This window comes from Vibrio gallaecicus (assembly GCF_024347495.1).
Lineage (GTDB): Bacteria > Pseudomonadota > Gammaproteobacteria > Enterobacterales > Vibrionaceae > Vibrio > Vibrio gallaecicus.
The window spans coordinates 1,374,036-1,386,882 of sequence record NZ_AP025490.1 but is presented as its reverse complement, the minus strand read 5'-3'; the positions used below and the strand labels follow the sequence as shown (position 1 = coordinate 1,386,882).

Genomic DNA, 12,847 nt, shown 5'->3' with positions numbered 1-12,847 from the left:
ACTAACGCCTAATCAAGTACAAGAAAAACGGTCCACCGATTAATGCAACCATGATACCGGCACTTATTTCATCTGGGTAACCAACGATACGACCCAATATATCGGCACTGAGAAGCAATAAAGCTGAAATCAGCATAGAGGTAGGTAGAAGTTTTTTATGATCGGAGCCAACAATCAACTTGGTAATATGAGGGGCAGTCAAACCAAGAAAGCTAATAGGTCCTACTGCTGCCGTAGCGCTACCCGCCAATATTGTCACAACAATAAATGAACCAGCCCAGACAAATCTAGGGTTGATACCTAGTGTCAGACCTTTTTCAAAACCCAATACAATTGAATTTAGTGGCTTAGCTAATGCCAAAGACAACAACAGCCCTACCCCAATAAATAGAGAAACCGAATACAACACATCATAACTGCGCCCTTGTAATGACCCGACCGACCAATGACGGTACTGGTGGAATACTTCTTGATGGCTATTGATAGTGATTAGGCTGGTGACAGCCAAGAGCATAACCGTTAGTGCAGTACCTGATAAAACGACTCGTACGGCATCAACCTTTCTCCCTTTTCCTGCGATAAGGTAGACCAACACACCTGTGATCGCAGCACCTAACAACCCTAACCACACATAAGTTAATAAGTTCGTCACCCCAAATATGGAAATACCTAGCACGATCATAGTCATCGCTCCAGCATTGACACCAAGGATCCCGGGGTCAGCTAATGGGTTACGAGTGATCGCTTGCATGATGATACCCGAAACACCAAGCGCGGCTCCTACAGCCACAGCAAGCAAGGTTCTAGGAATTCGCAAGTGGTGAACAACGAGGTGTTCAGAGTTGGTGTCATCAAAGTAAAACAACGCTTCAAGGGTTGTTGCTACTGCAATATCTCGGGAACCAATAAATATGCTGATTAGCATTAAAACAGGCAAACTAATAAGGGTAGCAATCAAAACGATATTTACTTGTCGCTTACTTCTTCGGGCAACAGTATGGGCTAGTTGATTCATTTCAATCGGTATTTTTTTCTGACACAATAATTAACTAGCTTCCAAATCGCGCAAGCATATTTTTGATAATGTCTCTGGAACTGTAGAGATCAACTCGAAAGGTGTTCTCTCCTAACCCATAAACTTGCTGGTTTTTCACCGATGGTAAGTTTTTTAATACCGCATCAGACATCAAGCTCTGAGCTCGCTCGTCAGAAGCCTCAAGTAAAAAGCTAGTTTCAGCCTTAAGTTGGGTTAACTTTTCATAATTAACTAAAACAAAATCGCTATGAAAGGCAGGGCCGGTATGCCAACTATGATCTGGTGATTCGAGTTCAAATCCCAATGCCGAAAGTAATAGCGCATGCGCCCCTTCCGATTGCGCTACAGCATTGGTCACTCCCGGTCCGTGGTAGCTAATAAGATTAGCTCTACCATCAGGCAAGTTTAATTGCCCTTTAGCGTCCGCAACCAACTGGTCAAATTCAGCAACAATATCTTCAACATGCTTTTCACTACCCAACGCATCGCCCAGTTGCTTAGCTAATTCCTGCCATGATTGAGTGCTGTAATCAACAATAATAGTTGGGGCAATGGAGCGAAGCTCTTTAACTTGGTTAAGCGCCGAATCTGCACCAGATGTAGATACAACAATCAGATCTGGCTGCTCAATATAGGCAGATTCAATGTCCACACTACCAGCCGGCCACAACTTATTTACCGAACGTTGATTAGCAACTGACTGCCATTGTCCAAAAAATCCCCCTGTAATATCAGTAGCACTTGCTATTAAAGGTGCGTCAATGGCGAGTAAGGTACCTGTGATACTGACCGAGGTAGATAGCACCCTAACTGGTTTTGCTGGGATAATTGTCGTACTTCCATCGGCGTTAACAAAGCTCTTTGGCCAGGCTAGCGCAGCGGTTGAAACTGTGGCTGTCAGTACAGTGACCAAAGTTAAGATTATCTTTTTCATTATTGATTAAGACCCATAAATATATTTTTAAAAATAACGAGTTAAATAGAATAAATTAGGAAGCAAGGTCTGCGTTGGTTATCGTAATTCTATCGGTGACGTGGGTGCTGTCCCACTGCTCGGGGCTATAAGGAATTGCGTATAGTTCTTTATCAAGAAACATTTGCAACTGGCATGTGCGTGCTGTTGAATCTATCCCATCGCGCTGACCATGTGCTAATAACACCTGTGGAACAATCGTGTCATCTTTCCATTGGGTTAACTGAAGATATGCTGTACCAAACAAGATGTAGGCAAAACCTTCACGAGTTAACTCTGCGGGCATTTCTCCGTTGAGAATACCTTGCTCATAAGATCCTCCATGCATGGCTATTGGGTGGTTTTCTGCGGTCTGATAGAGCACGCTCCCCCACGCAGTATCTAATGCAAAACCAAGTTGCTCTAACTCTATAACAGACTGCTCCAGCGCAGCCAAAATCACTTTCTGGCTTTGTAGTGTAGTTGAGATTTCTGAGTCCACTTCTGGATCACCAAACCCTGTCACTCTAACCAGCTTCGCCTGAACAAGCTTGCCCCACAGCTGGTGAAACAATAACGCCCCACGGCTGTCTGCGTTGTTTTTCCTATCCCAATTCGCAAGCACGTAAAAAGCTTGCTTGGTCAGTGCTGAACAATCGCTCGGCTCTAAACTTAATAGCCAATCAAGAAAAGTCTCAGCAGCATAGTTGCGATTATCAAACACTACCTTTAGCACTTGTTGAGCACTTATCTTGCCGTTCGAGCTGATCTCCTTGATTCGCTTATACGACATTATTAGGCGAGGATCATAGTCGAGCCTTGCGGCTGCCAATGTGTGCTGCTGTTTATGCTGGCCAAATACAGATGGATAGTCAGGCTGCTGCTTACCAAACTCACTGTACTTATAGCTGTTGTTGGTATTATGGATAATGCCACGAGAGATAATGTTGGGATAAAATGATTTAGCGGCTTGCAGTGGTCTCTGGTGTTTATCACGGAACGAGTTTTTAGTTTGGCTGCCATCCAAAACGTTAAACGCAACGCCTTCAATACCTACATGAGCGCTAGCCATAACTTCGTCGGTGATCGGTGGAACATTACCCGCCACTACGTAACCCACATCGCCATGTTTATCTGCGACAACAAGCTGGCAAAGCACGCCGCGGTGTTGCTCTATCTGCTCGATAAACTCTCGGGTTGAGCGAGCCTTCGCCGCCGATAAAAACTGATCCAAGCCCTTAGCATTTCTCTCACCTGGATTAGTGATTGCATACCAACCTGCTGGCTTGTTTGGTGATTGAGGAAGATGGAAAAGCGTCCCTAAATGTGACTGTGCAAACTGGTAGGATTGAATGGTGATTTCACCAGATTCTTGTCGTGTTTCAATATCGATTCTGCGTATAGTCGCTGACTGGTATTCACCATCCACCAAATACTTGAACGAGTCTTGCTTAAGCTTAACGTCCATAAGCTGCATCACGTAAGGTGTAACTGTCGCTGCATCCAAAATACTCCAAGAGACATCGGCATTGTACCCCGTCAGCGGTAGCGGAAAACCTAAGAAAGTGGTGCCTGCTGCATCAAGTTCACCCGGAATCGTGAGATGACACTGGTGCATATAAATACGTAATTGATGCGGATTTCTTTGCCATGCAGAATGGGGATTACCTACCAAGATTGCACTACCATCTTCAACAAAATCGCCACCGTAGGCCCAAGCATTGCTGCCAAAGCCTCCTTCGACTTCAACTGGTGTGCTATGAGGGGAAATTACATTGCTTGGGGTATTAGCGTTAATGCCATTTGCTGGCGTATTTAAATTAGTTGGTGTAACTGAGTTGGTTGATGCGACTACATTAGCTGATGCAACTAGATGAGGGCCAATTTCAATCAGCTCCTTCATTACCCCAAAGCGCATGGTAAAGCGAACAACGTCCTCGACTTCAAATCTAACGATAGGTTCTTGACCAACGATCTGTTGGTATTCTGTCTCAGATAGACTATCAACAAAGTAATTCAGGCCATTTACATAACCAAAAGCATAATCTTGAGTCTCTGGATTTAATTGTTTCAGCTCTTCTTGTACCCATTCATCGGGCACCCTAAGCTTGAACATTAAATCAGAATTGAGGTTGGTAGTTTTGAGAAAACCTAAGGTCGAAAAGGCTTCAGGTCCATAATATTTAGAGCGTTGACCACGCATGGCAATAGCCTGCCCAACAAGTTCAATCAATCTATCTCGGGCATGAGCATACCCATAACCAAACCCTAAGCTTTCATAGTTATCGGCTTGGATACGCGGTACATCCTTATCGGTCCAAGCGATCTCTACTTGACCAAATTTCCCTTGGTTTTTATAGGTTAACGTTTTGCTCTCTGGAACCGATTGAGAAAACTGAGTCATGCTATTTTTTTAATCCTAATACTCGCGATTACCCGACACTCGTCCAGCAACCAGTCAAGACAACAAACGAATCCATTTGATGATCTCAAAGCTGCTTTCTCAATGTCCTTCCTTTTTGATATGATAATCATTATCATTACCAATCCGGTGATAATACGAAGTTTGCTGCCTCTTTACTTCTGAATTTGTGCTTTTTCCAAATTTAAATTGTCTTGAGAATACCAGGCGCAAGTATTGAATCCACACACAACCAAGTTATGGATATACGAAACGATTTATATGGAAGTAACAAATAAAACCATTAACAATGCCATTGAATACATTTTCGATAACCTAACCAGTGAGCTAGGTGTAGAAGAAGTTGCAAACCATTGCAATTTATCAAAATTTCACTTTAGTAGATTATTTAAACAATCTACTGGCGAGAGTATTTACTCGTTAATCAAACGCCTAAAAATGGAAGACAGTGCCATCGTGTTAGGTACTAATACAAACAATAGTATTACCAATATTGGCTTAGGCTATGGATACAGCTCATCCAACTACAGCTCAGCATTTACTAAGCACCACGGGATCTCTCCAGCAAAATATAGAAAACTCAAAAAAGATAAGAAATTTGACTTGGTAAGCCATTTCGACGGGTCAAAAATCATATACCAAGAGTTTGAATACTATAATAAAAATGCTGTAATTCGAGACCTAGAAGATATACGAGTACTCTACCGACGCTACATTGGTGACTATGGTGATCTTCTTCATCAATGGCCGAAATTTATCGACGAGCATAGGAGCCTTATCCAAGATGATTCACAGTTAATTGATGTGTGTTACAGCGACCCGAATATCACAGACAAAAGTCGTTGTGTTTATGATATCTGTATAAAAATAGATGGTGATACTGTTTTACCACCGCATGTAACCACGAACACTCGTGTTATCAAAGGCGGGAAGTTTGCCTCATATACCGCTAAAGGCAACCCAAGTGACATAGCACATGACTATAAAGGCGTTTTTAATGTTTGGCTGCCTAGCAGTGGTTATAGCTTGGATAATAGAATCAGATTTGATTCATATAAAGTAGTCAATCCAGAAGAACAATATTTCGAAGTTGATATTAACCTCCCAATTCAATAGTAATTAATACGAACTACATGTTTCTAATTGGTCTTAGATCTAGTTGGACAAAATAGCTGATTTATTAAGGCGTTGGTTGACGTTATGTATCAATGAATTCTCCCCCAAACTAGAGCCCCTTTTGACGGGCTCAAAAATCGGAAAATTTGCGAAAAAACTGGGGCTTTCCTTTATCTTTATCTTTATCTTTATCTTTCTGACATTAAACGGATACATAGCTGATCTTCATAGCGAGTTGGACGTATAAGCTTCTTAAAAGGAAGAAAATACTATGGTCACCGTCTATGTAAGCATTGGAAGCAACATTAACCGCGAACATCACATCACCGAATCTCTCAAAGCATTGAATCATCGATTCGCCCCCCTGCACATTTCTAATTTCTACGATTGCGAGCCTGTCGGTTTCGAAGGAGATAACTTCCTAAACCTAGTCGTTGGGTTTGAATGTCATCTCTCTGTCGCAGAGCTGGCAAAGGCTCTACATCAAATAGAATCAGAAAATGGACGCCAGCGTGAGACCAAAGCCTATGCTTCACGAACAATGGATATCGACATCCTTCTTTATGGTGATCAAGTGGGTATTATCGATGGAGTAGAACTGCCAAGAGGTGAGATAACCGAGTACGCTTTTGTGCTCAGACCGTTAGTCGATGTTGCCGCGCAAGAACTTCATCCCACTCTAGACATCTCTTTTCAGCATCTCTGGGATAACTTCGATCAGTTTAGCCAGAAAACCAAATCCATCCCTTTTAAGCTCAGTTTCACTTAGTCCTTACAACTGCCTTTAAAGAACGGCTGATCTCATAATCGCGTGAGCTTTACTGATCTTTTCTTAAAACAAGCACGTAACTGACTTCACTTCCTAAGGATTGGACACTGTTATGAACCACAACGCCATTATTACCATCACAAATCTTAGACTAAGAACCTTCATCGGCTTCAACGAAGAAGAAAAGTCTAAACAGCAAGACATCGTTATCAATGCAGAAATCCACTACCCCGCAAACAACCTTTGCCTCTCTGATGATGTGGACAACGCGCTTAACTACAAAAACATCTGCAAGAAGATAATTCAACACGTGGAATCTGGAAGGTTTCTGCTTTTAGAAAAATTAACCAGCGATGTGCTCGGCATTTGTATCGACCATTCATGGGTGCGATACGCTCAAGTGAGAATTGACAAGCCTCATGCGCTACGTTTTGCCGACTCCGTCTCGCTCACCCTGAGCTATGAAGCAGACAACGACAATCATTCATAAGGAGAGAGTCATGCTAAACACAGAAGCAGAAAAAGTTAGAGAAGCTTTGCTCGCAAAAGGACTTGAAACCCCAATGACAGCAAGCGAGATGACTCCCGACCAAAAGTACAACCGAATCAAAGGACTTTTAACGGAAGTTGTTAGTACGCTTGGACTGGACTTAACCGATGACAGCCTCGCTGAAACGCCCCATCGCATTGCAAAGATGTACGTACATGAGATCTTTTCAGGGCTCGATTACGATAATTTCCCCAAGATCAGTGTTATAGACAATAAAATGTCTGTTGATGAAATGGTTAAAGTATCAGACATAAACTTAACATCGACGTGCGAACATCACTTCATTACCATCGATGGTTTAGCAGAAGTAGCCTACATCCCTGAAAACAAGATACTCGGGCTGTCTAAAATAAACCGTATTGTTCGATTCTTCGCTCAGCGCCCTCAAGTTCAAGAACGTCTTACCCAGCAAATCTTAGTTGCTATACAGACATTAGTTGAAACAGAAAACGTGGCAGTGACGATTAAAGCAACCCACTATTGCGTTAAATCCAGAGGCGTTATGGATGCAAACTCTGAAACCTCAACAACCGCGCTAGGTGGTATCTTCAAAACTAACCCTCAAACTAGAGCCGAGTTTTTACGATGAGTGAAACGATTCTAATAACCGGCGTGGGAAAGCGACTAGGCTTCGCACTGGCGCAGCAACTTTTAGCAGATGGATACAAAGTGGTCGGTACATACCGAAGCGACTATCCTCAACTGCAACTGTTACGCGACGATGGGGCTGACTTGCAGCAGGTAGACTTTTACCAACAAAGCGGCGTAGAGGGCTTTCTTCATTACGTTGTTCAAGAATATAAAACGCTCCGAGCCATCATACATAACGCTTCAGACTGGAAACCAGAGAACAAGAAAAACCCAAGTGAAAACGCAGCGCAAATTATGAACCAGATGATGACAGTTCACGCTACCGTGCCTTATCTGTTCAATCTAACGCTCAAAGATCAACTGATGTCTGGGGACAAAGCCTCAGACATCATCCACATCAGTGATTACGTTGCGGAAAAAGGCAGTAAAAAACACATCGCTTACGCTGCCAGTAAAGCTGCGCTCAACAACCTAACTCTGTCGTTCTCAGCAATGCTAGCTCCCAAGGTGAAAGTAAATACCATCTCTCCAGCCATGATTAAGTTCAATGAACATGACGATGCGGCATACAAAGCCAAGGCTCTACAAAAAGCACTGATTCCCACAGAAGCGGGCTTTGAGGAAATAATAGATGGCATCAAGTTTGTGTTGACCAGCCACTACATGACAGGAAGAACCTTGCACCTTGATGGCGGCAGGCATTTGAAGTGAAGCCCAAAAATTTTGAGCTTACGGCAGCATAGGGACGTCACTACCTCCCATTAAAGCCTGTCGCCCAGTATTGCCTGTGCCAAATGGTAGCCTCTATCTATCATCTCCTGTGATCGATCAAACTCTAATGTGCCACAGGCATTGCGAGGAAGCTCAAGCGTAATATCGGCAGGGTAAGCTGCCAATTTTTGGCGAGCAATGGTCGATTGCATCGCATCAAACGCTTGGTTAGCAATGTCGTAGGCAGCAAAATTGAAACTCATTTTGCTTTTCACACTGCTACCGAGATTATCGATAAAATGAACAACCTTCTCATGCAGGTTACTCTCTTTTGTTGGTAGTGAAACAGGTGCCGTTTCCTGCTTAAGCGTTTCAGGTTCGCCGCCTAAATTCACAGCTAGCGTAAAGTCTGTCTTATCTCCGAAGGTTGGCGCAATCGGTACGGGATTAAGCACGCCACCATCAATCAGCTCTTCGCCATTAATAACATGGGGTGTGAAGAATAATGGCAAAGAGATAGAGGCGCGGATGGCATCAAACAGAGAGCCTGATTGCAACCAAACTTCTTTTTCATCGGCGACGTTGGCGGCAACAGCGGTATAAGAAATAGGAAGATCTTCAATTGAAATCTCGCCGATCAATCCACGCAGCGTGTCGATGATCTTGTCCCCTTTGAAGATACCACTCGATTGCCATGAAAAGTCCAACATCATCGCCATATCCGATTGGTCGATACTAGTAACCCACTCTTCAAATTCATCCAACTTACCCGCCGCGTAGACACCACCGATAAGTGCGCCAATGGAACAACCAGAGATAGATTTTATCTGATAGCCATGCTCAATTAACCAACGGATGATTCCAACGTGAACCAAGCCTCTTGCGCCACCACTACCCAGTACCAATGAGATCGTTTTTGCCATCGTACTCATCCTTTAATTCATTAGCTTTTTAGTTCTTTCAGCAAAATCATACCACTTCGTGTCACTGTAAGCTGTGTAATGCTTTGAAAACTGCACCACCTGCGTGCCTCTATGTGTCGCGGATTGAGATCGGGCAGCTTAAGTTGATTGCTCAAACTCATAGACTTTAGACTACCGCACTAAACTAAAAGTGAGTCATTCCAGCAAGCCTAAGCGCGACTAGGAATCTGCTTTTCGTGAGCGCTTGATAAAACAAAAGGTCGCCCACTTGAAAGCGAGCGACCTCTTGTTATTCATTGTGTTTTTGAGCTCATCCTGTAAGTGAGAACAAAGAATTACAACACGCGTAAGCACTCTTCTGGCGACAAGCTCAAGAGCGTATTGGCAAAGTTGATCTTCTCATCGCGCCATCTCAATGCTGCCTCTCGACCGTCTTGTGCGTGTCTGTCGGCCTCAAAATAACTTTTTCTTGGAAGTCCGTCTGCTGGCGTCATCACCATAGATTGTTCATTCAAGCGAAGCGTAAACAAGAACTGACCACGTTGTCCGGTTTGCGCTGCTGGATGGTGCAATGTGGTATCACAGCAATAGCGCCTATCACGCAGTGCGCGGCATGTGTACTCAAAAGCATCTTGAGCACCACGTCCTGGGAACGCGGTATAAACACTGATGCCATCACGTTGCAAAGACTGAGCACCCGCCGCGAGTTGCACCGCATGCTGGATCATCCTAAAGCCTAGAACCACGCCACCAATGCTATTCAATCCACTGTATTGAATTGCGCCTTCTAAGCTCAGATGAAGTTTGTCTTCCCCTTCATAGAGAAAAAGATCAGGCGATGCCCAATCGCTCTTTGGAATAAGCAGTTGAGTAATATCCGAGTGTTCCATGTTGGTCTCCGCAACAATGAGTATGTTTGAGCCCACAAAATACCGTAATGAGAATTATTATCAATATATTTTAACCAAAAACATTACCCCAAAAAGCACTCGTCGATGGACGTTATCTGATTCTTTAACGCCAAGCATTTCTTGTTAGATATTCGTTTATTACCCATAAATTCATCGCCTACAAACAAGCCAATTCATACTATTTACCGTCTTTCATATTAACCTTAGAACTCTACGACTAATGTCTAACTAACTGAGACTATTTGTTTTTTTTGGTTTGGTATAAGGTACTAACATCTAAATGTTAATGAATTTTTAATTATAAGTTGACGCATTGTTTGCGCTTCTGCGTGAGTCAATAACGTTTGTTGGAATAACACACCTTAGAGTGTGAACGAAAGGAATCAAAATGAGCAGTACTTTAGAGTCCGTACATATACAAACAGATAAGCCTCAAGCCAATGAGGATGAACTCACTTATGAACAACAGCATAAACCAAGCTCGGAATTTGATTCCCGAGAACAATATCTAGAGCACGAATTACAAATCATGTCGCCTAAACGCTGGCGTCCCAATTTACCGTTTAAAGATTATCGATTCGAGATAGAAGATACCATCCCAGCGATGGCAGCAACCATTGGTAAGATTGTGATGGTGGGCGCCATTGCAGCAACCTTTGCCGGAGCTCTTGGGTTAAATGAAGGCTTCATTTTAGAAAATGTTCGTTATGAACTGCTCATTGCCTCTGTTTTCATTATTCTTTTCTCTGGCTTCTTATTGCCGACCGCTAACCTCGCCGGTACACACGGCCCACTCATCCCATTAATTCCGATTGTCGTTGCAGCAGGTGGACACCCTATGGCTTTTGGGTTGCTGATTGGCGCTTTTGGCTTAATCTTAGCCATCAGTAAAGGTGGCAGCATGTTGGCAAACCTCACCAGTAAAGGCGTGTGTGGCGGTTTACTGCTCTACCTCGGCTTTGTTGGAACCGCTTCTCAAGTGAAAAAACTGTTCGCGTGGGCAGAGGGGATCGGCATGAGCCATATTGCTTTTGTCGTGATCTTTTGCACCATTATTTTATACGCTTTATTGGAACATTTTCGTAAGCGTTGGCTAGCCGTACCTCTTAGTTGCTTGCTGGGTGGAACTTTAGCTTTTGCCATGGGTGCACCGTTTTCTTTTCAAACCGAGCCAGGTTTACCCAATATGAACCCTATGTATTGGTGGGGAGAAGATACAGGCTGGATGCTAGGCTTACCGACGATAGAACATTTCATGGTGGTTTTACCCTTTGCTATTTTAGCCGTGGCTATGTGGTCGCCAGATTTTCTAGGGCATCAAGTGTTTCAAAAGATCAGCTATCCAAAACGTACTGAAAAAGTACATATGAACATTGATGACACCATGACCACAGCTTCAATTCGTCAAACGTTCGGTTCTCTGCTTGGTGGTACTAACTTTACGTCTTCATGGGGTACTTATATTGTACCGGCGGCGATTGCTAAACGCCCTATTCCTGCTGGCGCTTTGCTGACGGCTCTGTTTTGTATCATCGCTGCGGTTTGGGGCTACCCGATGGATTTAGCTATCTGGCAACCTGTGCTGTGTGTTGCGCTCATTGTTGGGGTATTTGTGCCATTGCTAGAAGCTGGAATGGAAATGACGCGTGAAGGGAAAACCACACAATCGGCAGCGATAGTTGTATTTTCTTCAGCGCTCGTTAACCCTGCATTTGGCTGGGCTCTCACCATGCTGTTGGATAACTTAGGCTTAGTCGGTTGTAAAGAACGTAGCAGTGAACTGAGTAGAATGAGCCGTTGGGTATTACCTGGCATTATGTTTATTGTGCTAAGTGGTGTGATGGCGTTGGTTGGCCTTCTACCGGGTATTCCGGCGATTATCCCAAGCTTCCGTTAAGCTCGATTAAGCTTTAGTTTTAGCCGGAACAAAAAGGCCTCGCAATCGCGAGGCCTTAGTTTTATCTATCTACGATTACAACGTCCCTTCTTCACTGACTTTAATCGCTGTCATCATTAGCATTCCGCTAGACTAAATTCGATATTGGTGGCATCTGCCCATGAAACTCACCCTGCGCTCCCATAAAACCAAATGTATAAGGCTTCACCTCATCGTAACTTCGACCATCAAACGCTTGTCTTTCACGTAGTTTGTTAAACAGCCAGTTATCTAACATGTTATTGATCTCGATAAACTCATCTTTCGTTAACTCAGCTTTGAAGCTGGTGAGAAAGGCATCATCATCAGACTCAGGCAAGTTAATGACTCGTTCTTGTAGACCACTTAACACCTGCGAGGTGAAATAAACGGGGTATCTAGCCCCTTTTATAAACGCGGTTTCTTTGGGCAAAAGCAGCTTACACGCATTATTACAGCCAATGTCGATAAGGCTGAGCTTTTCCAGTTGTCGAAGATACAAGTGCACTGAAGGATCGTTTAATCTGTGTTTTTCTTGAATGTGTTGAACGGAAATGTCTTCCGCCAACTCAGACCAAAATGAGAAAAGAGCTGGGTTATCAAAAAACGCGTCATCTTGTTCTTTGGAGAAAACGGGAATTGAAGCGACATTCTCTTCTGCTTCTGCAAGAAGCTTTGATAGCGGTCTGCCCGTGAGGTTAGCAATCGTCACTAACCTCTGAATTGACAGCGGTTGCGAACTGTTAAGTAACCTTTTAATACTCACTTCTGAGATCTCAAGTTCCGCAGCAAGTGTGCGATAGGAAATATTGCACCTTTTAAGCTCTCTTTTAAGCAATTTACATATTTCTAATGATAGTTGTTCGTCCATTTCGCTCCAATCATCTCAATGCAGACACCAAAAGTATCACAATACTATCCTTTCTATCCATCAATTGCACTTAAGTATCA

At 43.4% G+C, this 12,847-nt stretch carries 12 protein-coding genes; 6 read left to right on the top strand and 6 right to left on the bottom strand.

What is annotated here, in order from left to right:
* Position 1 precedes the first annotated feature (1 nt).
* The 3 genes from OCU78_RS06125 to OCU78_RS06115 all read right to left on the bottom strand — a co-directional run bounded on the left by OCU78_RS06125 (position 2) and on the right by OCU78_RS06115 (position 4,392).
* A complete protein-coding gene (locus tag OCU78_RS06125; protein WP_240701720.1) occupies positions 2–925 on the bottom strand; it encodes a FecCD family ABC transporter permease in 924 nt (307 codons plus the stop codon).
* A 124-nt stretch (positions 926–1,049) separates the two neighbouring features.
* Complete coding sequence (fepB, locus tag OCU78_RS06120) at positions 1,050–1,970, bottom strand: Fe2+-enterobactin ABC transporter substrate-binding protein (protein WP_137372658.1); 921 nt, start codon at positions 1,968–1,970, stop codon at positions 1,050–1,052.
* A gap of 55 nt (positions 1,971–2,025) precedes the next feature.
* Complete coding sequence (locus tag OCU78_RS06115) at positions 2,026–4,392, bottom strand: penicillin acylase family protein (protein WP_137372657.1); 2,367 nt, start codon at positions 4,390–4,392, stop codon at positions 2,026–2,028.
* A gap of 279 nt (positions 4,393–4,671) precedes the next feature.
* Here OCU78_RS06115 and OCU78_RS06110 point away from each other — a divergent pair, with 279 nt between their 5' ends.
* The 5 genes from OCU78_RS06110 (at position 4,672) to folM (ending at position 8,147) form a co-directional block, all read left to right on the top strand.
* Positions 4,672–5,526 (top strand): AraC family transcriptional regulator, encoded by an 855-nt coding sequence (locus OCU78_RS06110; RefSeq protein ID WP_137372656.1) that lies wholly within the window; start codon positions 4,672–4,674, stop codon positions 5,524–5,526.
* A gap of 271 nt (positions 5,527–5,797) precedes the next feature.
* Complete coding sequence (folK, locus tag OCU78_RS06105; protein WP_137372655.1) at positions 5,798–6,295, top strand: 2-amino-4-hydroxy-6-hydroxymethyldihydropteridine diphosphokinase; 498 nt, start codon at positions 5,798–5,800, stop codon at positions 6,293–6,295.
* 112 nt (positions 6,296–6,407) lie between these two features.
* On the top strand, positions 6,408–6,785 hold the full coding sequence (gene folX, locus OCU78_RS06100; protein WP_137372654.1) for a dihydroneopterin triphosphate 2'-epimerase: 378 nt from the start codon (positions 6,408–6,410) through the stop codon (positions 6,783–6,785).
* Positions 6,786–6,795: 10 nt separating this feature from the next.
* Positions 6,796–7,434, top strand: a complete 639-nt coding sequence (folE, locus tag OCU78_RS06095; RefSeq protein WP_137372653.1) for a GTP cyclohydrolase I FolE — start codon at positions 6,796–6,798, stop codon at positions 7,432–7,434.
* A complete protein-coding gene (gene folM, locus OCU78_RS06090) occupies positions 7,431–8,147 on the top strand; it encodes a dihydromonapterin reductase (protein WP_137372652.1) in 717 nt (238 codons plus the stop codon). The genes folE and folM overlap by 4 nt, the downstream gene beginning before the upstream one ends.
* 50 nt (positions 8,148–8,197) lie before the next feature.
* Here the strand turns inward: folM and OCU78_RS06085 are convergent, their stop codons facing one another.
* Entirely contained in the window at positions 8,198–9,070 is an 873-nt protein-coding gene (locus tag OCU78_RS06085; protein WP_137372651.1) for a patatin-like phospholipase family protein, read from the bottom strand.
* Between the two features lie 335 nt (positions 9,071–9,405).
* Complete coding sequence (locus OCU78_RS06080) at positions 9,406–9,960, bottom strand: hypothetical protein (protein ID WP_137372650.1); 555 nt, start codon at positions 9,958–9,960, stop codon at positions 9,406–9,408.
* Positions 9,961–10,369: 409 nt separating this feature from the next.
* Between OCU78_RS06080 and OCU78_RS06075 the strand changes: the two genes are divergently transcribed.
* The gene (locus tag OCU78_RS06075; protein ID WP_137372649.1) at positions 10,370–11,878 is read left to right on the top strand and encodes a DUF3360 domain-containing protein; all 1,509 of its coding nucleotides are present in this window, start codon (positions 10,370–10,372) and stop codon (positions 11,876–11,878) included.
* 127 nt (positions 11,879–12,005) lie between these two features.
* On the opposite strand, the gene OCU78_RS06070 is transcribed toward OCU78_RS06075, so the two are convergent.
* Complete coding sequence (locus OCU78_RS06070) at positions 12,006–12,767, bottom strand: helix-turn-helix domain-containing protein (RefSeq protein WP_137372648.1); 762 nt, start codon at positions 12,765–12,767, stop codon at positions 12,006–12,008.
* Positions 12,768–12,847 lie beyond the last annotated feature (80 nt).

Excerpts from the sequence above, each read along its gene's own strand:
- folM (WP_137372652.1), top strand. The coding sequence starts at position 7,431 with ATGAGTGAAACGATTCTAATAACCGGCGTGGGAAAGCGACTAGGCTTC.
- OCU78_RS06110 (WP_137372656.1), top strand. The coding sequence starts at position 4,672 with ATGGAAGTAACAAATAAAACCATTAACAATGCCATTGAATACATTTTC.
- folX (WP_137372654.1), top strand. The coding sequence starts at position 6,408 with ATGAACCACAACGCCATTATTACCATCACAAATCTTAGACTAAGAACC.
- OCU78_RS06070 (WP_137372648.1), bottom strand. The coding sequence starts at position 12,767 with ATGGACGAACAACTATCATTAGAAATATGTAAATTGCTTAAAAGAGAG.
- OCU78_RS06115 (WP_137372657.1), bottom strand. The coding sequence starts at position 4,392 with ATGACTCAGTTTTCTCAATCGGTTCCAGAGAGCAAAACGTTAACCTAT.
- OCU78_RS06085 (WP_137372651.1), bottom strand. The coding sequence starts at position 9,070 with ATGGCAAAAACGATCTCATTGGTACTGGGTAGTGGTGGCGCAAGAGGC.
- folE (WP_137372653.1), top strand. The coding sequence starts at position 6,796 with ATGCTAAACACAGAAGCAGAAAAAGTTAGAGAAGCTTTGCTCGCAAAA.
- folK (WP_137372655.1), top strand. The coding sequence starts at position 5,798 with ATGGTCACCGTCTATGTAAGCATTGGAAGCAACATTAACCGCGAACAT.
- fepB (WP_137372658.1), bottom strand. The coding sequence starts at position 1,970 with ATGAAAAAGATAATCTTAACTTTGGTCACTGTACTGACAGCCACAGTT.
- OCU78_RS06075 (WP_137372649.1), top strand. The coding sequence starts at position 10,370 with ATGAGCAGTACTTTAGAGTCCGTACATATACAAACAGATAAGCCTCAA.
- OCU78_RS06080 (WP_137372650.1), bottom strand. The coding sequence starts at position 9,960 with ATGGAACACTCGGATATTACTCAACTGCTTATTCCAAAGAGCGATTGG.
- OCU78_RS06125 (WP_240701720.1), bottom strand. The coding sequence starts at position 925 with ATGCTAATCAGCATATTTATTGGTTCCCGAGATATTGCAGTAGCAACA.